This is a genomic window from Fodinibius sediminis, assembly GCF_900182555.1.
Taxonomy (GTDB): Bacteria; Bacteroidota; Rhodothermia; order Balneolales; family Balneolaceae; genus Fodinibius; species Fodinibius sediminis.
In genome coordinates, this window is the sequence record NZ_FXTH01000008.1 from 44,885 (window position 1) to 65,132 (window position 20,248).

At 52.1% G+C, this 20,248-nt stretch carries 15 protein-coding genes; 7 read left to right on the forward strand and 8 right to left on the reverse strand.

Going from position 1 to position 20,248, the window contains the following annotated elements; genetic code table 11:
* Positions 1 to 483 precede the first annotated feature (483 nt).
* A complete protein-coding gene (locus FN808_RS10090; protein WP_142714469.1) occupies positions 484 to 2,643 on the forward strand; it encodes a hypothetical protein in 2,160 nt (719 codons plus the stop codon).
* 664 nt (positions 2,644 to 3,307) lie between these two features.
* Complete coding sequence (locus FN808_RS10095; protein ID WP_142714470.1) at positions 3,308 to 3,733, forward strand: hypothetical protein; 426 nt, start codon at positions 3,308 to 3,310, stop codon at positions 3,731 to 3,733.
* A gap of 69 nt (positions 3,734 to 3,802) precedes the next feature.
* Here the strand turns inward: FN808_RS10095 and FN808_RS10100 are convergent, their stop codons facing one another.
* Both FN808_RS10100 and FN808_RS10105 read right to left on the reverse strand, forming a co-directional pair.
* Positions 3,803 to 4,999 carry a permease gene (locus FN808_RS10100; protein WP_142714471.1) on the reverse strand — a complete coding sequence of 399 codons (1,197 nt, stop codon included), beginning with the start codon at positions 4,997 to 4,999 and terminating at the stop codon, positions 3,803 to 3,805.
* A gap of 72 nt (positions 5,000 to 5,071) precedes the next feature.
* Positions 5,072 to 5,737 carry a class I SAM-dependent methyltransferase gene (locus FN808_RS10105; protein WP_142714472.1) on the reverse strand — a complete coding sequence of 222 codons (666 nt, stop codon included), beginning with the start codon at positions 5,735 to 5,737 and terminating at the stop codon, positions 5,072 to 5,074.
* Positions 5,738 to 6,096: 359 nt separating this feature from the next.
* Here FN808_RS10105 and FN808_RS10110 point away from each other — a divergent pair, with 359 nt between their 5' ends.
* Together FN808_RS10110 and FN808_RS10115 are read left to right on the forward strand one after the other, a co-directional pair.
* Positions 6,097 to 7,122 carry a vWA domain-containing protein gene (locus tag FN808_RS10110; RefSeq protein WP_142714473.1) on the forward strand — a complete coding sequence of 342 codons (1,026 nt, stop codon included), beginning with the start codon at positions 6,097 to 6,099 and terminating at the stop codon, positions 7,120 to 7,122.
* A gap of 78 nt (positions 7,123 to 7,200) precedes the next feature.
* Positions 7,201 to 7,974 (forward strand): HAD hydrolase family protein, encoded by a 774-nt coding sequence (locus FN808_RS10115; RefSeq protein WP_142714474.1) that lies wholly within the window; start codon positions 7,201 to 7,203, stop codon positions 7,972 to 7,974.
* A 193-nt stretch (positions 7,975 to 8,167) separates the two neighbouring features.
* Here the strand turns inward: FN808_RS10115 and FN808_RS10120 are convergent, their stop codons facing one another.
* The 5 genes from FN808_RS10120 to FN808_RS10140 all read right to left on the reverse strand — a co-directional run bounded on the left by FN808_RS10120 (position 8,168) and on the right by FN808_RS10140 (position 15,404).
* On the reverse strand, positions 8,168 to 8,350 hold the full coding sequence (locus tag FN808_RS10120; protein ID WP_142714475.1) for a histone H1: 183 nt from the start codon (positions 8,348 to 8,350) through the stop codon (positions 8,168 to 8,170).
* Positions 8,351 to 8,555: 205 nt separating this feature from the next.
* The gene (locus tag FN808_RS10125) at positions 8,556 to 9,212 is read right to left on the reverse strand and encodes a hypothetical protein (protein WP_142714476.1); all 657 of its coding nucleotides are present in this window, start codon (positions 9,210 to 9,212) and stop codon (positions 8,556 to 8,558) included.
* A gap of 10 nt (positions 9,213 to 9,222) precedes the next feature.
* Positions 9,223 to 9,930 (reverse strand): cytidine deaminase, encoded by a 708-nt coding sequence (locus FN808_RS10130; RefSeq protein ID WP_142714477.1) that lies wholly within the window; start codon positions 9,928 to 9,930, stop codon positions 9,223 to 9,225.
* On the reverse strand, positions 9,930 to 12,875 hold the full coding sequence (locus FN808_RS10135; RefSeq protein WP_142714478.1) for a serine hydrolase domain-containing protein: 2,946 nt from the start codon (positions 12,873 to 12,875) through the stop codon (positions 9,930 to 9,932). Before FN808_RS10135 ends, FN808_RS10130 begins: the two co-directional genes overlap by 1 nt.
* Positions 12,876 to 12,959: 84 nt before the next feature.
* Entirely contained in the window at positions 12,960 to 15,404 is a 2,445-nt protein-coding gene (locus tag FN808_RS10140; RefSeq protein ID WP_142714479.1) for a penicillin acylase family protein, read from the reverse strand.
* A 281-nt stretch (positions 15,405 to 15,685) separates the two neighbouring features.
* On the opposite strand from FN808_RS10140, the gene FN808_RS10145 reads away from it, so the two are divergent.
* From FN808_RS10145 to FN808_RS10155, 3 genes are all read left to right on the forward strand, one after another.
* Positions 15,686 to 16,534 (forward strand): 3-hydroxyacyl-CoA dehydrogenase family protein, encoded by an 849-nt coding sequence (locus FN808_RS10145; RefSeq protein WP_142714595.1) that lies wholly within the window; start codon positions 15,686 to 15,688, stop codon positions 16,532 to 16,534.
* Between the two features lie 357 nt (positions 16,535 to 16,891).
* The gene (locus FN808_RS10150; protein ID WP_142714480.1) at positions 16,892 to 17,593 is read left to right on the forward strand and encodes a DNA-binding domain-containing protein; all 702 of its coding nucleotides are present in this window, start codon (positions 16,892 to 16,894) and stop codon (positions 17,591 to 17,593) included.
* A gap of 333 nt (positions 17,594 to 17,926) precedes the next feature.
* Positions 17,927 to 18,946 (forward strand): threonine aldolase family protein, encoded by a 1,020-nt coding sequence (locus FN808_RS10155; RefSeq protein ID WP_142714481.1) that lies wholly within the window; start codon positions 17,927 to 17,929, stop codon positions 18,944 to 18,946.
* Here FN808_RS10155 and FN808_RS10160 read toward each other — a convergent pair whose 3' ends face one another.
* On the reverse strand, positions 18,947 to 19,387 hold the full coding sequence (locus FN808_RS10160) for a hypothetical protein (RefSeq protein ID WP_142714482.1): 441 nt from the start codon (positions 19,385 to 19,387) through the stop codon (positions 18,947 to 18,949).
* Positions 19,388 to 20,248 lie beyond the last annotated feature (861 nt).

Genomic DNA, 20,248 nt, shown 5'->3' on the forward strand with positions numbered 1-20,248 from the left:
TGACGCTGTTTCCGGCTGCCCCGGCTCTTTTGATGGTTATGCATCCTCTTTCATAAAAGAGTACATATTACAGCCCCAATCTTACTATCCCTCTCTAAATCGTTTGCTTCACTAGACCCAGGATAAATATTTGGTCACTGGGTTGTCAAGATAAGTTTAGGAATCAAATATGATATAATTTTGTTACCTTTTGCTGTTTAATAAGATATAGAGAAAGTTGGCAGAAAAGAAGAAAGGTTATGAACCGGCTTGGAATTTGAAGTCCTTGCCCGTTTGATAATCGGTGTATTTTGAAGCTAAAAAAGCGCTTTTGGGTACATACGGATCTTATGTATTTACCAAACGTATGTTCTGGGGCTTTCTTTCAAGGCGGAATGATTTCCTCTACTGCAGTTCTTGAACTACCAAAATTATTATAGTTGTATGTCATCGCTTTATATGGATGAGAATAGTATCCTTTCAGAGGATAGCCCAAGTAAAAAAATGAGTGAACCAACAACAGGACGGCGTATATTGACCGCACTGTCTCCATGGGTACTGTTAATCATGTTGTTGCTGGTACCGCTTGCGCCTACGAAAGCCGACCCCCTGAACAACGGTGAAATAAGCAGGATTGCAGAATTGCTGGCAGATCATGACGGGAATGGGCAGCCCGACCGGCTGGGAGAGCGGGTAACGGTCAGGGGAAGGGCAACGGTGGGAACGGACGTTTTCAGTGAGCAGTATATGATCCTGTATATGCAGGACAGCACGGCAGGAATTATGATATTTTCCGATACGCTGGATACACCGGTTGCCAGAGGGGACAGCCTGCATGTTACCGGTACACTTGAGGTGCATGCCAGCAAACCGGAAATTGTGGTCGAGCATTTGGAAGTGGTTGAGGGAGACAGCCGTATTCCTGAAGTAGTGCCGCTGAACCGGGTGTTTGGGGATCCCGGACGCCACAGGGGGGTGCTTGTAAGCGGAGAGGCCATTGTTCAAAACGGAGATTACGGCAAAGATATAAAGATGCTTCGAATAGCTCCCCCTGACGGTTCAAAGGACTCGCTGCATATTTTCGTCTCCCGTTCCAGTGTTTATTACGATGATTTTAAATTTGACATGCTCGATGGCGGCGAAAAAATCCGTATCCGCGGCATCCTAATTCGTTATGTCTCCGGGTACACCGGGGAAACTTTCTATCAAATTCTGCCGCGTAGTCGGCAGGATTTTGCCATCCGCGGACTCAGGCCGATGCTGGAAGACGGTTCGTTTGTCTATGCGGATATCGATACAACTTCAGAAAGAGTCTATGTGCTGCTTAAAAACGGTTTGTGGAGCTATGACCTGATCGATGACCGCTGGCGGTTTCTTGATGCCATGAAAGATGTTGAGGGGGCCTTCGGCCAGTTTGAATTCGGTGTCGATCCGCAGGGAGGCGTCATTCAGCTGTGGTCGAGAGGGGTGGGAGAGGTTTATACCGTTGACCCGGATACATACGATATCGAACGAGAAGACCGCTCATTCGATCACCGGAACCAGTTCGGTCACTATCCCTTCTACCGGGAGGGCAGGCTCTATGTTTTCGGGGGCTACGGTTTCTGGGAGCATCACAATATCATGGTTTTCTATAACCAATCACATCATCGGTGGGGCATACAGCAAGTCGACAGGGACTCCCCGCTCCCGGCCCGCAGGATCCCCGGAACCGGCCTCTATGATCAGAAAAGGGACCAGTTGTACATATTCGGCGGGGAGGGCACCGAGGCGGGGTATGCCAGCGCCGGGGATGTGTCCCCACGGAAATTCCGTGATATCTGGAGGTTTTCTTTCAACAACCAGAAGTGGGATAAAATCCTAACGATTGATCAGTCCAGCCGCGAGGCGGCGAATGCTGCAGTCTCGCCTGCCATCGGGAGAACCAACAAAAAATCCTCTTCCTTGTACCTGCCGGATGAGCGAATGTGGTTCCTTCCTTCTTTCAACGCGAAACCATCGGGCGATAGGTTCCATCTCAGACCGGTGGATCTGCGATCCCAGGAGACAAAGGCTGAAATATCACTGGAGTTCGGTTCCTCCAGTCAGTTTATACCCACCAATTACCTGTACAATCCCAATGCGGAGGAAGCGGTGTTTGTAGGAGTGGAAACGCTTTCCAACACGGAGAGCCACCCGGTACGGATCTTCCGGCTGCCGGCTGATTCGCTGCTGGCCAGGATCGGCGAATCCCCCTTTTATGCCTCCATGCAGTTATACTACTATCTGACCGGGCTGGCGTTAATCGGAGGAATTCTGTTCTGGGTATACAGTAACAGAAAGGCCGATGACAATACAAAAGAGAAAGAAGAAGAGCAGCGCGATTTCATATCGCTCGATATCCTGCTGCAGGGCGGGGAGTTCAACAGCAAGGAGGTGAGGCTGCTGGAGTATATGCATGAGCAGGGGCGATTTATGGATTCGAATGAGATTGAGGAGCTGCTCTGGAGTGATGTGGAGTCGTATGATTACCGGAGAAGGCTCAGGAACGACATCATCAAGTCGATTAATAAAAAGTTTGTGAAACAGGTCTCCGGGGAGGATGAGCTGATCCTCAGGAGGAAAGACCCGAATGACAACCGGCGCTACAGGTACGGCCTGAACCAAAATCTGCTGGAAAGGTAACAGCTGGAGAAGGGAGGGTGAGTTTTCGTGTGTATGTTAGCGGAAAAACAGCTTGTTTTTTCAACTGGGAATACTCAAGGCTTGCCGTGCTGAAGAGCCGCTGCCCCAATTCAGTGTTTAGGCAGTAGCCTGAAGGATAGTCCCCCGCTGGCTCCGGGATCATAATCAAAAGCTGATCCTGCACGATGTTATGACTTTCTTTTTATCTTGATATCTTGCGAAATGGGGAGTGTGCTCAGATTAAGGGGATCGCCAGACATCGTTTTGTAATGAATTACAATCAAACGCTTTTTGATAAGCAGGCGCAGGACGGCACAGATCGGTTCGTTTTGAGGTATTACGGTCAAGACGGACTGCGGATTTCTGATGCTTACTGCCTTGCTTTTATTTCCTGCAGGAGAAAGTAACTTTCGCAAAATTATTCGTTGGTTGGCGCGATTTTCCGATGTCTTTCTGTTGTCCTCTTTACAGAATATTGATTTCCAACAAGATCAGGCTAACAGTTTTACCCTTTTGTTGGCGCATAGCATACGGTACAGCTATACTGCGGGGAGCAAAATATTGACAAAGCAGCGTATTGGTTGTAATATGATGGAGGATAGAAAAATATTTTCTGAGATGAATAACTGAGAGTTGCACTTACACAAATTCAACAGCTTCTATTATGGCTGGGAAAGCTTCGGTGTCGACCTATTTTGCAGGAGCAGTCTATGGCGCTTTCATTTTGATCGTCCTGATGTATCTGTTGAAGGTACTGGGACTGGCGGGGAATCCGGGATTTGTCAACACCTACCATGCTGTTTTTGGCGAGCACTTTCTTCTGCTTGACCATTTCACGGCAGCACTTCTTTTTGCCATAAGCGGCGGCATATGGGGCATTGTTTTCCGGCTGGTTCCAAATCCCACGCCGCTGAAGGGGATGGTGTTCGGTCTTCTTCCCTCCCTTTGGCTGTGGACAGTGGTAGTACCCGCTGTAGGCGGCGCCTTTTTTAATAGCTTTGCTTTGAAAGGCATTCTCATGCCCCTGCTGTTCAACTGTGTAATATGGGGCAGCTTTGTGGGATGGTATGTACAGAGAAAACAGAACTGATGCTGACGATTCCCTCTGCACTTGCTGATGCTGCCCGGAGCTTGTCTTGTTGTGCCCGAATAACAGTTTTTATGCCAGGAAGAAAACTGCGATGCCTCCCAGGAGGATGGCAATGAAGAGAAAGACTACAAATCTTTTTATCGGTCCGCCGCTTTCCATCTCCATCATCTTCATCTCGTGATCTTTTAGATACTGCCTGTTTTGCCATGCCAGCCAACCGGCCAGCCAGATGAAGCCCAGGTTCATCCAGAAGGTATAATCAATTTTGAACTGGGTGATGTTGGAGACGGCCTTCTGGCTCTCCGGGATAATACCCAGCACCGCAAAAAGACCATTGAGAATCAGGGCCGTCAGCACGATGCTCACAAACATCACGCCTGCGATATACAGCGCAACCCTCCACCCGTAGTACTTTGCATTGATGTGCACCAGTGGCGGCACCATCAGGTCGGAATAGATGAAGCCCATGATGCCGGCAAAGAGCACTCCGTTCTCATTGAGCACGGTGGCCAGGGGGATATTGCCCATTGAGCCGATGAAGGTTGCGGCCGCCACAAAAGGTGCTACCGCCGCATTTTCCAGGGTCACCAGCCAGGCGGGCAGCTGTTTGGCGTTGGCCAGGAAGAGCGCCGACCAAAACGATTCGGGAACCAGCACTGCCACGAAGCCGGCAATGGTAAAGCCGATCAGGATATCCTCCCAGGCCATTTTCCAGTCATTGACGAACTTATGTCCCACCAGCTGCCAGCCCTCTTTGCTGGTAATGCGTTTCCGCCAGTCAAACTCTTCGCTCATCCCGTCGCCTTCGCTCTCTACTTTTTCCCGGGCGGCCTGCATCCAGCTTTGCGGGTATGTCCACTTGATGAGCAGGCTGCTGATGGTGATGAGGATCAGTCCCCCGATAAGTTCGGCTGCCAGGAATTGCCAGCCCAGGAAAATGAGAATCAGTATGCCCAGTTCAATCACCAGGTTTGTGGAGGCAAACATGAAGGCCACGGCAGCTATAAAATGGGCGCCCTTCTTTACCAGGGATCGTGCGGCCGCAAGGGCCGCAAAGGAGCAGGAGGAGGAAGCGGCTCCGAAAAAGGTGGACAGGGAGATGCTTTTCAGGTCAGCATCGCCCATGTAACGGCTAAGCTTTTGCTTGGGGACGAACGCCTGGATCATCCCGCTGATAAAGTAACCGAGCACGAAGGCCCAGCCCGATTTCCAGAAAAACCCCAGTGCCGTTTTGGCCGATTCGCCGTAAAGACTAATAAAATCCATGGTCAGCTGCTATTGGTTAACTGGTAGATTATTAAAGGGATTGTGCAGGCTTCGAGTTCCGGCTATAGTTTTTCACTCTTGATCTGCGTGGTGTTCCACATCGCGGCCGGCCTTTGTGGCCCTTATTCTCTTGACAATACCGGTGAAAGAAAGGGGTTGGACTTCGTTGATCATCCATCCGGCCTTCTCGACGTTGTCCACAGTTCGCCGGGCGATATGGACGCTGCTCAGGTAGTGGAGGGGGTGGTCAATAGTATTCATTACGGTGCCCAGCAGGGGATGGTCGGAACGCATGTGTTCGAGCAGGTGGAGGGTGCCGCCCGGCCGGGTAACCCTGAGGGCTTCCTGCAGTCCGGCTACAGCATCCGGCACGGAACAGAATACAAAGGTCGCGACGACTTCATCAAAGGTATGGTCCTCGAAATTCATCTGCTGGGCATCCATCTCCCGGAGGGTCACGTGCTTTTTACCAGATTTAGCAAGCTCTTTTTGGCCGCGGGCAAGCATTCGGGGCGACAGGTCGATACCGGTGAGGGTAATATGGTCGGGGTAGAATGGTATATTTTTTCCGGTGCCAACACCTATTTCAAGTACCTGCGGGCCTTCGACCTCTCGCCAGAGCTCTCTGCGCCATGATTGGAACAGCAGTCGCTCAAGCGGCCACTCCATGAGGTTATAAACCGGGGCCAACAGGTCGTAGCGGCTTCGGGTATGTGCAGAATCGCGTTGTTTATTCATGGGACTTCTGTGCTTTCATCATATGTTTCGTCAAGGTCGATCTTGTGATTCGGGATTACCCATGCTTTCCTTTTACGCTCTTGCGGAAGCAGAACCCGGCCCGTCATACGGTCATACCTCATGTTGCTGCTGTGAAGATAAGCCGGGGACCCTCCCCCATGTTCTGTTTACCTTCATAACATATGCCCTTTCCTTAATGTTCATAATCGTTGACCCTTTTGTGATCTTGTCGCAGCCGGTCACCGCTGAAGGATAGTCAGGCGGCAGATAAAATTGTCGCCTCCCGCAATTTCAATTATCTTATTGAGTTATATACTATATCTGAATCGCTAGTTATTAAATTCTGACAATGTAATGCTATGATTTGGCAGAATAGCCTTTACCTGTGGTTTCTTCTGATCATTCCGGTTCTTATTGGTTTGACCTACTGGTACAATAGACGGCTGGATGAAAAGAGGAAAAAATATTTTGGGAGCAAGTTGCTCCAAAAACTGCGCCGGGGGTTCTGGCCGTGGGGTAAACGAATCAGGCATCTCAGCCTCTATATTGGCATCGCTTTGCTGATCCTAGCTGCGGCAGGCCCTAAAATTGGCACGGAAGTGCGCGAGGTAAAGCGGCAGGGCGTTGATTTGCTTATTGCGCTGGATCTCTCTGCCAGCATGAATGCCGAGGATGTCAAGCCCAGCCGGCTGGAAAAAGCCAAATACGAGGTCAGCCGCCTGATTGAAAAACTGCAGGGCGACCGGGTCGGACTGGTTGTTTTTACGGGCGAAGCCTATCTGCAGTCGCCGATGACCATGGATTATTCGGCATTGCGACTGTTCCTGAATATTGCTGAAACCAACCAGATGCCCTCCTCTTCCACCGATTTTGGTGCGGCGATGGAAACGGCGGCCGATGCATTTGACAGGGGAGGCAAAGATGGCCAATCATCGAAAGCGGCAAAGGTCCTGCTTATCATTTCGGACGGGGAAAATCACGGAGCGGATTACGACGGGGCGCTTGAGCAGTTAAAAGAAGAAAATGTTTCCATTTACACGCTGGGTCTGGGCACAGCGTCGGGGACTCGCATTCCCCTGTATAACGATTCCGGTACGCTTATAGGGTACAAAAGAGGGGAGAATGGAACCGAGGTAAAGACCCGGCTGCAGGCGGAGGTGCTTCGTTCTATTGCCAGTGAGGGCGGGGGCGAGTACTATGAAATTCGAAGCGGAGGTTCGGGCATTGATGCTTTTCTGGGGCAGATAGACGAGCTTCAGCAGGGAGAGTTTGCCAGCCAGGAATACGCTGATTTTAAGAACCAGTACCAGTGGCTGGTCGGTTTTGGACTGCTGTTTGTTATCGTGGGAGTGACCTTTCCCTACTACACGGCCGATAGTTCGTGAGAAATAGCCTGCAGGCGTTTTCCTGCAGAACCACCTGGATAGAAATGACACTTAATTTTGAGAAAGTAACGATTACTGATGATTAAACTCTTTATTACTGACCTTGACGGTTGTATCTCTACACCTTTTACGACCCCTGACTGGAATCTTCTTTCTGAAATCCGACGGTTGAATGATCAGCATATGGATGACAGGGCTGTTCCACCGCTTACAATCTGCTCGGGCCGCCCGTTGCCGTATGTGGAGGCGGTGGCTCAGTGGCTGAATGTGCGGTATCCGGCGGTGTTTGAAAGTGCCGGGGTTTGCAATATTCAGCAGTATGAGGTGGAGTTTCTGCCCGTATTTGACAAAAAGGCGGAACAGCAGGTGGGGGAGCTGAAAGAGTGGCTCGAGCGGGAGGTCATTTCACAGTATCCGGGGATGATCCTGGAATTTACCAAGAAGATGGATGCAGGACTGATACACACGAAGAAGGAGGTTATTGACGAGGCCTTTCCTGTAATCAAACATTACGTGACCGACCACTATCCGATCTTTGAAGTGCATAAAACCGATGTGTCGGTCAATATTATTCTGGCCGATAACAATAAGGAGAATGGCATCCGCAAGCTTTGCGAGCTGCTGGATATCACTCCTGCCCAGGTGGCCTACATCGGCGACAGCAGTGGCGACATCCCCGGCTTGAAGATTGTGGGACAGCCGTACGCTCCCCGGAATGCGGTGGACGAGGTGAAGGAACACGCAGAAGTACTCGATGCGGAAGTAACCGAAGCCGTGTTAATGGCGTATAACCGCATCATCCGAAAAAACCGGGAGGGCCTGTCAGAGAAAATATCTCCGAAGGTTGGGTAATCCGTGGGTTTGTATTCTGATGCATTCCCTCCTTTTCCCTTCTGAAGCGAACTCTGGGAGCCCATGAATTCCGCTGGTAAAGAAAACCACCGGGGCTGGACTCAAAGCGGTACTGGAAATTTTTTCCGGTCTAAAATAACAAAGGGGAGCTTCTTTGCAGAAGCTCCCCTTGTATATAGAAAAAAGGAAATTCTTACACTTTGCCAGTGTTTTTCCATTCTTGAATTTCCATACGAATCTCTTGTGCTTTTTTCTTCATCGCCTGAAGAGTTTTGCGAGCACGGGTGCCGGCAGCTTTGTTGCCTTTTTCGTAGAACTTGGTAATGTCAGGTTCCAGCTGATCTAATAGTTCACTCATTTCATCGTATCGGCTCATTATAATACTCCGTTTTATTTTGTATTAATATTAATCAAAGTCGCTTGATGATGATCAACGTTTTCATCATCGATATGGTCGAATCTATGTATATGCTGGTGGTCTGTCAAGTTAAAATCCCCTTTTTGATTCAATATGCACGGTTTTTTTGCTTTTTATAGCCTGAAATAGGGCAAAGAGTCTTCAAAAGAGGCCATTGAGGGGGCTATTTAATTAAAATCGTGTGGTCTGTCTTCGGCAGATGGTGGAAATCACGTGCTGTTGAGAGGCGAACGGGACGATCGAAGCTGGTCAATTCGTCTGGAATCTGCTTCTCCCGGAACGAGGAATCCATAGTGCTCCACTGCATGGTATCGGGATGATCCGTTGACGTAAGAACTTCGGATTCATCGGATTTGGTGAAAAAGAAGACTTCGTCCGGCTTCAGTTCATCCTCCAAAAACCGAAGCATGCGCGGCAGGGCAATACCCACCTGCTGGCCGCGGGTCAGATCCTGAACCAGTGTGGAAAACAGCAGTACGGGCTCGGTGGGAAGGCGCTCCAGGAAGGAGTGATCCAGCGCCAGTTGGTCATCCCGCAGGGTAATGAAATTTCGCCTGTAGGGATTGAGGCCAATGGTTGAAACGCCCTGGTCGGCAAAAAGAGCGACCAGCCGCTTGTTCAGGTCTTTGAGACTTCGCACGGTGGCCTCCTCACGCATGACGCCGGTTTGGATAATACGGTCGGTATAGGCACTGTCGGTATGAACGATGATAGAGCGAAGGTCCCGGTTATTCTGCTGCTGGGACAGTGAGCGTGCAAGTGAGGTCAGGAAGACCCCGTTATCGAGATGAGCGTAATCTAAAGCTGCAAGATAGCGCATACAGAAAAAGTTAGGAGTTTGAGAGTGATGGAGAGTGAAAGCTGAAGGGCAGCAGATCATCAATGAAGTGGATTGACTGGGAGCGGTCCGCATGATGCAGATGAACCTGGCGGTGCGACAGATGTTCGCTAATAACCTGTCGGCAGGCCCCACAGGGACTGCTGAAGTCGCCGTCACGGCTCAGGACATGAAGATCCCCGAGCTCGCCCTGGTGATAGGTCAGCGCCTTGGCAAGGGCCACCCGCTCGGCACAAAGACCCATATTCCAGGATGAGCATTCAATATTGACGCCGCAAATGTATCCTTCGTTCGTCTCAAGCAGGGCGGCAACGGGAAAATTGGACTGTTCAACAAGCGCGCGATCCAGCAGGGAGGAAAGAAGATCTACCGGCTCATAATTCCCGGCTATCAGGATTTGCGCAGGCTCGACTGCAGACAGGTTTTCGAGCTCAAGCTGGCCTGTCTGTATGCCGTACTCCTCCTCCCAGAAGGAAAGCAGCCGGTCGCCGTGATCGGTGACCAGCAGATTTTCCGGACTGTCGCCCTCACTCAGGCAGCAAAAAAGGGCATTTTGAGCTGCATTGATGGACAGCGGATAGGAAATGTTTTCCACGCGTTTGCCGATGTAGGTGCGCCCTTCAGCACTTTGAACCACCGCCACTTCTGGCTGCCGGGAGTAGGGCACGTAGCTTTGTTCATAAACAGGGCGGATATCCATTATTCAATGATTGATGATATTACAGCGTCGGCTACGTCGGCTCGTACTTTGCTTATGTCTCTGCCGTACGAACGGTACGGATACGTTCTGTTGGTAAGGATGATGATGGCCAGATCCCGTTGTGGATCGACCCAGAAACTGGTTCCGGTAAAGCCCGTATGACCAAACGACTGGTCACTGGCCAGCGTTCCTGCAGTACTGAGGCCCTCCTCGCTCTTGCGGTCGAAGCCGTAGCCCCGGTTGTTAAGCTCTGACTGGCGCCTGGTAAACTGTTCAACTGTGGACGGTGAAATATATTGGTTGCCTCCGTAGGAGCCCTTGTTGATAAGCATCTGTGCATAGGTTGCGATATCCGAACCGCTGGAAAAAAGCCCGGCGTGCCCGGCGACGCCATCCATATAGTAGGCCCGTTCATCGTGGGCCTGGGCCCGTACGGTCTTGTGCCGGTAGATGGTATCTCGTTCGGTGGGAGGGATACGGTTGACAATCCATTTGCCGGCCTTGCGAGGATTGAAACGCGTACTGCGCATGCCCAGCGGCCGGTAGAAGGTTTCGTGCATGTACTCGTCAAGACGTTTGCCGGTCACTTCGTGAACAATTTCTCCCATCAGAATAAAGCCCAGGTCGCTGTATTTGTAGGTGGTTCCGGGATCATTGATCAGGGGTTCATTTTTAACGGCTTCGACAAGCTCATGGCGGGTCTGGAGCTCGTCGACATAGATACGGAAAGGAGGAAGCCCGGAATTGTGCAGCAGAAGGTTTTGAATGGTAACCTGGCTTTTCAGTCCTTCCTCAAATTCGGGAAAATAATCGCCCACCTTGTCATCGAGAGCTATTCTCCCTTCGTCCACCAGCTTCATCATGGCAGTGGTAGTACCGATAATTTTAGTAAGGGAAGCCAGGTCGTAAATATCTCCGTTGTATACGGGATTGACTTTTTCGTAGGTTTCATAGCCGAATGCTTTTTGATAGGCCACAATCCCATCCTTCAGCACCGTCACGATACCGCCGGGAAAGGTCGAGTCGAAAATGGCTTCGTGCATCAGCTGGTCGACCTGGTACAGCTTCTCTCCCGAAAGACCAGCTGCTTCTGCAAGGTCGTAGCGGATGGTCGACTGGGGCAGGGAGATGCCTTCGTTCATATCGTAGGCCCCCGGGATGTTAATCGGAAGCCTGCCGCTGATACCGGATGCACCAAAGAGGGCCGGAGCGGTATTCTCAAGCTGATGATCGGAACCGTCCCACGCCAGCAGCTGAACATTGGCAGCGGGCAGATCCTTAACAGCATAGGGATTCCCGAAGGTGATAAGCGCCTTGGGGGTTTGTGCGGGCAGTTGTTCCAGCCACCGCCGCTGGGAGAGATTAAACTGGCTGCTGCCGCTGGAGTTGATATACATATGAGCTCCGATAACGATGAGGTCGGCCCAGCGGACATTTTCTGTAAGCTCGCTTCGGTCTTCGGAGCTTATATCACGATAGATGACCCCGTGGCGTACAGAGGGATGATACTTCCGCATTTCTTTGACCAGGGCGGTGCCTTTTTCCTCAGCATCGGTGTCGGTGACGGAAATTACAAGCACCCGCGGATACTTGTCGGCTGTAATCGGAAGGATGCCCCCCTCGTTTTTCAGAAGCGTGAGGGAGTTACGGGCAATCTCATCGGCAATAAGCTCGTTTTCCAGGCTTTTTATTTTCACATTCAGTTGTTCAAGGTCAACCTTTCGGTCCCGGAACAGGCCAGCTTGCCGCTTCTTCTCCAGGATTTTACGCACGGAGCGGTCAATGCGGGCTTCGCTGATTTCTCCGCGTTCCACGGCGCGCTCCACTTCCTGGATGGCCGTGATTTCATCGAGGCTCAGCAGCATCATATCAGCCCCGGCCTTCAGCGCCAGTGTCACAGCCTCACCCGGCGAGTAATGTGCAGAAATGCCTCTCATCTCCAGGCCGTCGGTGACAACAAGGCCCTTGAAATTGAGCGAGTCGACGAGGATGCGGTTCAGGATCGAAGGATCAAGCGTGCCCGGATACTGCGGATTGGAACTTATCTTCGGGAAGGCGATGTGGGCACTCATCACGCTCTGGAGGCCGTGGTTGATGGCCTGTTCAAAGGGGGCGAGCTCCACTTTCTTGAGGCGGTCATAATCGTGGTTGATGACCGGAAGCGCCCGGTGCGAGTCGGTATCCGTATCACCGTGACCGGGAAAATGCTTGGCCGTCGCTACGACTCTTTGTGACTGAACGCCATCAATGAATCGCTGTCCGTAGAGGGCCACTGTATCGGGATTGCCGGAAAAAGATCGCACATTGATGACGGGGTTGCGCGGGTTGTTATTCACATCCAGGACCGGGGCAAAGATCTGCCGAACACCCAGCACCTTGGCCTCCTGGGCCGTAATCTTGCCTGCCAGGTAGGCATAGTCGGGGTTCTGGGTGGCCGCAATGCCCATGGCCGGGGTCAGCCGGGTGGTCTGCTCAACCCGCATGGCTGCCCCGAATTCCATGTCCTGGGTCATCCAGAGCGGAATGTCGCTCAGTTCCTGGAGCCTGTTGGTGAGTACGGCCTGCCCGTAGATACTGCCCTTGAAGAACACGATGCCGCCAAGGTTATAGTTTTTCACTTTCGAGGCAAGCGCGCGGTACGATTCGTCTTCGACATTCTTGAAATAGCCTCGGGCGCGGATGAAGAAGAGCTGGCCGATTTTTTCCCGAAGTGTCATCTCGTCCAGCAGGTTGTTGATATCCACTTCCTTCTCTGCGGCGGTTTCCGGCATCTTGTTTCCGGGGTCATTGAAGTCGAAGAGGGTCTGCTGTCCGGCTACCTGGTGGGTGGTTACAGTGGGGGCGTCTGCACGGAAAGTGCAGGATTGAAAAACCAACGAAACTGCCATGACAAGCCACAATATGCCATTCGCCGGGCAGCGGGTGTCAGATTTTGTAAAGTACATCAGATGGATAATTATGTTTTCTTTATGGAACTAAATTAGTTGAAAGCTGCTGTCAAGTCAACGTTTTTATATAGGGACGGAAAATTATCCCTCCTGCTCCGGCACCAGCTTCATCGTCTGGTGCTGTGCACGGTCGAGAAAGCTTTCATCCTGGTACAGGAACTTGTACTGGCCGTTAAGCCAGCTTTCGGTCTGGTCGCCGTAATAGGCTGAAAAAGGATTTCCGGATTGGCCCGTGGGCAGGATAGACAAGGTATAATTCATATTGGAAAAGTCAATGATGCGCCGGATTGAGGGTCCCAGAACCATCTCGTAGGGAGCATCCCACAGGTATTCCCCATTGTTGATACTCATGCCGTGACCCCGGGCGGCGAAAGGACCGTGATTCAACAGGTTGTTTACAATGAGTTTGAGGGAGGTGGGTGCTTCTCCCGATTTTACGGCTTCCCCGAACAGGGGGGGGCGCAGCGTCAGCGTGTGAAGCTGTTCCCAGCGCCATTCAAAAGGTTCGGCCCCGTACTGCGAGCGCAGGAAAGAGATCGCTTCCTCCATACTCCGGGTGATGATCTGGTTCCTGCTTTCTTGCTCACCGGTGGTCACATCATCAAAGAAGGAGCTCTCATATTGCATAAGGCGCATCAGCGCTCGCTTGGGAAGACCCGAGAATTCGATAAACTTCTGGTAGGCATCTTTGTCCATCTCATCCTGGAAGGTATTTTCAGCCAGGCGCAGCAGAAATACATCCATGATCGAGGCCGCGGTCTCGGACAACTCGTAGGAGTAATCCCAGTTCTCCAGGTAGGAGATGACGGTTTCAAATTGTTGATCATGCTGTTTCAGAACCGGCAGGATCAGCTGGGTCATGTCGCGGGCGTAAAGGGAGTGGGCGTCGTACTGCATCTGGCGGAATATTTCCGGGGATAGCTGTTCATACTCCGTCAGGTACTGCCGGATGCGGTCGTACCGGGCGTCGGGTTCCCAGTAAATGGACAGGTAGTAGGGGTAATTGTCTCCGGCGGGGGGATTGTTGGCGTTGGCAATCCAGTTCCGATCGGGATTGATTTCGGAAGGAAGCTCCTCGTAGGGAACATAGCCCTGCCAGTCCTGTCCGGGATCCCACCCCTCGCGCAGAAGGATGGGGTTGCCGCTCCGAACGGGAATATTGGCCAGGGAAAGCTGGGCGATGTTGCCGGCCTTGTCGGCATAGATGAAATTCTGCCCCGGCACTTTAAACTGGCGGGCGCCCTGCTGGAACTCCTCAAGCGATTGGGCCCAGTTCATGGTAAGCAGTGCCTCCACCTCCTTGCTGACCTCGTGACCGCTCCACTTCATGGTAACCACCCGGTCTCCGATCAGTTCCTGTTGGGGGTAGATGTCCGAAATCACGGGCCCATGCTTGGTCAGGCGCCGCGTAAAAACGGTATCATCCTGGTTCTTGATGCTGATAACTTCGCGTTGGAGGGTGAAATTCTCATACAGGGGTTCGCCTGCAAGGGTGTCGAGCACAAATTGCTCCGGGTTCTGCGGGTTGACGGCCTCCTGAAAAAAATCGGTGTCGTCCAGCATGACGTTGGTCATGGACCAGGCCAGGTGGTCGTTCTGCCCGAGCACCAGCATCGGGGCGCCGGGGATGGTGGCGCCGGCCAGGTTGCGTTTCCCGGTATTCAGGTGTACCTCGTACCACTTGCCGGGCATGCCGAGTCCAAGATGGGGATCCCCGGCGAGCATCGGAGCCCCGGTTGAAGATTTCTCGGCGGCCACGGCCCATGCATTACTGCCCTGGTGAATGCCCTGCGAGCCCGTGATGGTACGCAACTGCCGGTCAAGATCCAGCAGGGGAAGCAGAGACGCTGTCAGCGAGTCGGAGGTGTCGGTCGGTACTGGGCGGGGAAGAAACCGGTTGTCGGGACGCAGCTGCAGGAATTTCTCTTCCGGAAGCTCCTCGGACAGGTGGGCATAGGTTAGTTCGGACTTCCAGGACAGGTTCAGCTCCCAGGCCATCAGGCGCGAAAGCGCAACGGAGTGAGTGGGGGTCCAGGGAATGGGGTCCATATCAGCCAGGGCAAAATGGATGGGCAATTTGTCGGGATGGGTATGAACATAGCCGTTGACGCCGGCGGCATAAGCCTGAAGGTAGCGCCGGGTGGTATCTGCCAGCGAGGCTTCAATCTTTTGTGCGGTTCGCCAGAAACCGATGGTGCGCTGCATGATGTCCAGCGGGAGCAGTTCTTCGCCCAGGAATTCCGCAAAACGGCCCTGGGCCGCCATCTGGGAGACGGTCATCTGCCAGAGGCGGTCCTGGGCATGCACGTAACCAAGACTGTAGTAGAGATCCTGCTTGTTATCAGCATAAATATGGGGCACCCCGTGGCTGTCCCAGTGGATGTTGACGGGCTGCTGGAGTTCGGTTTGCTTAATGGTCGCCTTGTAGTCCGGCAAGGGCTGATAGAAGGTCCAGTAGATGGCAATGGCAGTAAGACCGGCTATAAAAAAAACGAATCCGAGCACTATGCCCAAGATCTTTTTCATGAAGAGCACTGACGTTAAATGGTTAGCAAGGAAGTAGCAAACATAGGGATTAATCAATAACGCTGAAAATAGTTTTTGGAAGCAGCAGGAGGGGGGGAGCTTTCTCTGGTCCGCTCTCCCCGACAGCGCCGCATGTATGCCCGGCAAGGAACCCGGAGGCGCCCGGAAAGTAGCATGTTTTGCCTATTCACGCGTTGCATATGCCGCAGAATTTCGATACTCTCATTTTGTAGTACGACAAACGGCAGGTAATTTCAACCAAAGCAGAGAAGTGTATGGACATCAGGAAAGTAGCAGTCATCGGCGGCGGTACCATGGGCAATGGGATCGCCCATGTCTTCGCCATGCAGGGTATTCCGGTACATCTGGCAGAGATGAATCGGGAGCTGGCTGACAAGGCGCTGGCCGCCATCGAGAGGAACCTGGAACGGATGGTCGGGAAGGAGAAGATTGATGCAGCCCGGAAGAAGCGGACGCTTGAGCATATTACTACGTTTACCGATGTCGCAGAGAGCGTGGAAGGGGTGGACCTGGTGGTGGAGGCCGTCCCCGAAAACTTTGAGCTCAAAAAGAAGGTGTTTAGCCAGATCGACCAGGCGGCCCCGGAAGCAGCAATTTTCGCCTCCAACACTTCCTCCATATCGATCACCCGCCTGGCAGCGACGACTTCGCGCCCCGGGCAGTTTATTGGTATGCACTTTTTCAATCCCGTGCCGGTGATGAAGCTGGTAGAGGTGGTGCGCGGGCTCGATACCAGCGACCGGACGGTGCAAATTGTAGAACAGATGGCTGAGCGGCTGGAGAAGACCCCCGTGGAGGTAGCCGACTATCCGGGTTTCGTGTCGAACCGCGTACTGATGCCGATGATTAACGAAGCCATCTACTGCGTATACGAGGGCGTGGCTGATCCCGAGGACGTGGATGCGGTGATGAAGCTGGGCATGGCCCATCCGATGGGGCCGCTCCGGCTGGCTGACTTTATCGGGCTGGATGTCTGCCTGGATATACTGCATGTGCTGCACGACGGCTTTAAAGACCCCAAATACCGCCCCTGTCCGCTGCTGGTGAAGATGGTGGATGCCGGCAAGCTGGGCGACAAGTCGGGGGAGGGATTTTATACCTATGATTAGGCAAGTGACGTTATCTGCGGGCTAAACGCTGCGGGCGTGCCGCATACCCGGCTGTATCCCGGTCTAATGCGGTGGGTTGCGCTTTCATATTGACGGGACCGGGCAATGGTGCTCCCCTTTTCCCGGCTCTCCGCCCTTTGTCCAGCAAGCGGTTCCGGCGGGCACGAAAACTGCCTCCCGCCCAGGTTTTTTGTAAGGATTGGTATCTTTTCGGGTCTTACGGTATAAGAGGTTGACCTGCATGGGTCTCCGAAGTCTAAAACGAAAGGGGATTGAGACAGGCGCTTATAGCTGGTCATTTCGGGGACTCCTGCTCAAAGATGAGACCTCAGAATACTAACCAAATCATACAATATTATGCCTTTGGAATTCTATCTGGTACCCAACCGAATGACGGAAGACGCGGATAACTATATAGCCATTAGCAGCAATAAAGAAACCTACTACCTGGAAGATATTTTCGACCATATGACGAGAGAGGGATCGACTATTACCAGGGCCGAAGCGCTGGCGGGATTTGAAGAGACGGTAGCCGGCATCATGAACCTCGTGGAGCAGGGACATTCGGTCGTAACGCCCCTTGTCAATATCAGTTCGTCCGTTTACGGCGTATTCGATGCAGAGGATGATTCCTTTGATGATGGCAGGCACGGGATTCGCATTAATCTGAGGCCCGGCAAACGATTGCGCGATATTGAGGACGATATTACGATTAAGAAAGTCAGGTCCCGCGAGCGCAAACCTGTTCTGCGGCATTATTATGACAATGGGACCGAAACCCAGGATGGCATGATCACGCCTGGTGCCGGGGCGCGTATCAGTGGGAAGCTGCTGAAATTTGATGAAGAGGATAGCCGCCAGGGGGTCTTTTTTATTGACAGCCGTGACAGCACGCAAACAAGAGTTGATGCGCGTATGCTCCGGAATATGCCGGGCGAGCTGATCTTTAACAATCCCTCCCTCACTGCTGGAACCTACCGGCTGGAGGTTCGTGCTATGCTGGAAGGAATCAGTTCAATACGTACGGGGGTGCTGGATAATGAACTGACGGTGGAGTAACTGCAATTAATACAGCTTGAGATAACGAAACCCTATATGTAAAGAGGTTTCAGCCCATCGGTTGAAGCCTCTTCACATATAAGGTTGGCTTGGATTAAACCGACTACTTGAAAAGCAGTAACATAGCCGGTTTATTTATCCTGAACCATAATGCTTAGCCATATCCAGACAGGCTCTGCTATGACACTCCAGGTCGGGTGCTGTAACACAAAGGCAGCGTGGGGAGGCCAATATCGCTCCCGCATTTTCTTTTCTTTTGCCTTATACTTTGAAAGGCTGCCTCTCTGGGGCATCCCCAAATTATGTAATTGTAATCTGACCAACAGAACACCCATGATTGATCTGCGCAGTGATACCGTAACCAAGCCAACCCCTGAGATGCGAACGGCGATGGCCGAGGCCGAGGTGGGCGACGATGTATTTGCGGAAGACCCCACCGTGAATAATTTCGAACTTAAAATGGCGAATCTTTTTGGTTTTGAGGCAGGGCTTTTTGTACCCAGCGGCACCATGGGTAACCAGCTGGGGGTACATGTGCTTACGGAGCCGGGCGATGAGGTTTTGATAGAAGAGACGGGGCATATTTTTAATTACGAGTCGGGGGGAGCGGCACACTTGTCTTCGGTCCAGCTGCGGCCGGTCCGGGGAGGCAGAGGCAAGCTTGCCGAAGAGGATCTGAAAGACCTGGTGCGGGGGGCGCAAGACTGGGAGCCCAATACCAAGGTGCTGGCCCTGGAAAATTCCACCAACAAGGGCGGGGGGTGCTGCTATACGGATCAGGAGCTCAGGGAGCTTCGCGACTATGCCGACGAGCAGGGACTGCATCTCCACCTCGATGGGGCCAGGATCTGGAATGCCATGACGGCCACGGAAACGGATCCCGGCTTCTATGGTGTCATTGCTGATACCTTGTCTGTTTGCTTTAGTAAAGGGCTTGGGGCTCCGGTGGGATCGATGCTGCTGGCCTCTGCGGGACGTATCAGGAAGGCCCGGCGAATGCGTAAAATGTGGGGAGGCGGCATGCGGCAGGTGGGCATCCTCGCCGCAGCCGCCGACTATGCAGTGGGGAACCACCTGTCCCTGCTGTCGGAGGATCATCGCAGGGCGCGCGAGCTGGCCCGTACAATCCGGACCTGTTCTAAACTATCCATTGATCCGGAGTCGGTAGAGACCAATATCCTGATCTTCGAGGTCTTGGAAGGAACAGCTCAAAAAGCAGTTGAACGCCTGCAGGAGGATGATATTTACCTGGTTCCTTTTGGCCCGCAAACCCTGCGGGCAACTTTTCATTTCCAGATTACTGACGATGATCTCGAGAAGGTAAAGAGTGCCTTTCAAAGCCTCTTCGGCTAGCTACTGTTTTTTCGAGTCATCGGTATGCGACTGAAAGAGGGGATTGTCGCGCTTGACGGTGGGTTCCATGTCATAGATGCCGTAGAAACCGAACTCAAACTGGTTGTTAATGAAGGGGCTGACCGCTCGCATGAACTTCGATAGCCAGTCGGGACCAATATGCTTCTCCAGCTCTTTGCGGTAGGCCTCAACCGCCATATCCAAATACTCCTGGCCTTTGAAAGGGGGCTGGTAATATTCGGTTTCTTCAGGTACTTCATAGCTTCCCATCTCTGTCATGACTCCCCCGGAAGCGGGACGGTCAAATTGGAGATTTAACAGTACAGGGGCAGGTTCATCTTCCTCCAGTTCAAGCTCCTGCCGCGTGCTATCGCGTTCCTGGGCAGCAGACGCAAAGGGCAGGCAGAGAAAAATACCGCCAACCAGCAGCAAGCATGACATCAGATGTGTAACGGTCTTCGACACGTCGTATGGATCAATTGGCTTTACGGATATACAGCAAATCCCTTCGGATTAAAATAACAGATTAATTGGCAATTTGTTGTATGAATTAGGCAGGGAAGCGGAAGTTTCGGCGCCGGATTCACTGGCTTTGTGAGAGAAGTTTCGTGCGGCTGCATACCTGAAGCAAAGGCCGGTCAACCCATGATGATTAAGCCATAGCCAGGAAACTATCGGTAAACAAAGGGCTGGTGAATGTCCTGAATTAGCTGTTGAAACAGCGGTAAGATCGGAGCTATTGGATCGGTTTTGAATGGTAGCAACAGGCAGAAAGGAATCATTTGGATGGGGAAAGCCGGAAAAATGACCCTCTGAAGGCTATTTTAAAGGCATATCTTATGAAAAGGCATGGTTTGTTCCCTTTTCAGGGATTTAACGGCGCTTACAGGCGAATTTCGGGCCTTTTTGAGATAAATGTGCGAAAATATTGCCGATTTTACCCTTCCGGGGATAAATTGAGCGTATTTGAATGTTTTGAGAGAGCAGTCGGGAATCTGCAAAAACAGGGTATGCCTTCTTTGTTTTTTGGAACGATATCCGGTGTTGAGTAGCTGGGATTCAGCCTGTTTTTACCATTGCACCAGATGGACTGGGAACCGTTGTAAGGAGGAGGTAAACAGGAAGATTACAAGCTGCGATGACCGGCGGAGACCGGAGGGGGATTGGAAGAAAATGGAGAGCCCGAAAAGGCTCTTTTTTATGATGAGTCAGCCCGTAAATTTTGACTTGAAAAAGGGCGTGAACAATAAAGAAACAGGAGTCTGAATTTGTCCCGAATTGATGCCGCGGAATGGTCTAAAA

Coding starts and splice junctions, on each gene's coding strand:
- FN808_RS10090 (WP_142714469.1), top strand. CDS start 484: ATGAGTGAACCAACAACAGGACGGCGTATATTGACCGCACTGTCTCCA.
- FN808_RS10095 (WP_142714470.1), top strand. CDS start 3,308: ATGGCTGGGAAAGCTTCGGTGTCGACCTATTTTGCAGGAGCAGTCTAT.
- FN808_RS10100 (WP_142714471.1), bottom strand. CDS start 4,999: ATGGATTTTATTAGTCTTTACGGCGAATCGGCCAAAACGGCACTGGGG.
- FN808_RS10105 (WP_142714472.1), bottom strand. CDS start 5,737: ATGAATAAACAACGCGATTCTGCACATACCCGAAGCCGCTACGACCTG.
- FN808_RS10110 (WP_142714473.1), top strand. CDS start 6,097: ATGATTTGGCAGAATAGCCTTTACCTGTGGTTTCTTCTGATCATTCCG.
- FN808_RS10115 (WP_142714474.1), top strand. CDS start 7,201: ATGATTAAACTCTTTATTACTGACCTTGACGGTTGTATCTCTACACCT.
- FN808_RS10120 (WP_142714475.1), bottom strand. CDS start 8,350: ATGAGCCGATACGATGAAATGAGTGAACTATTAGATCAGCTGGAACCT.
- FN808_RS10125 (WP_142714476.1), bottom strand. CDS start 9,212: ATGCGCTATCTTGCAGCTTTAGATTACGCTCATCTCGATAACGGGGTC.
- FN808_RS10130 (WP_142714477.1), bottom strand. CDS start 9,930: ATGGATATCCGCCCTGTTTATGAACAAAGCTACGTGCCCTACTCCCGG.
- FN808_RS10135 (WP_142714478.1), bottom strand. CDS start 12,875: ATGTACTTTACAAAATCTGACACCCGCTGCCCGGCGAATGGCATATTG.
- FN808_RS10140 (WP_142714479.1), bottom strand. CDS start 15,404: ATGAAAAAGATCTTGGGCATAGTGCTCGGATTCGTTTTTTTTATAGCC.
- FN808_RS10150 (WP_142714480.1), top strand. CDS start 16,892: ATGCCTTTGGAATTCTATCTGGTACCCAACCGAATGACGGAAGACGCG.
- FN808_RS10155 (WP_142714481.1), top strand. CDS start 17,927: ATGATTGATCTGCGCAGTGATACCGTAACCAAGCCAACCCCTGAGATG.
- FN808_RS10160 (WP_142714482.1), bottom strand. CDS start 19,387: ATGTCATGCTTGCTGCTGGTTGGCGGTATTTTTCTCTGCCTGCCCTTT.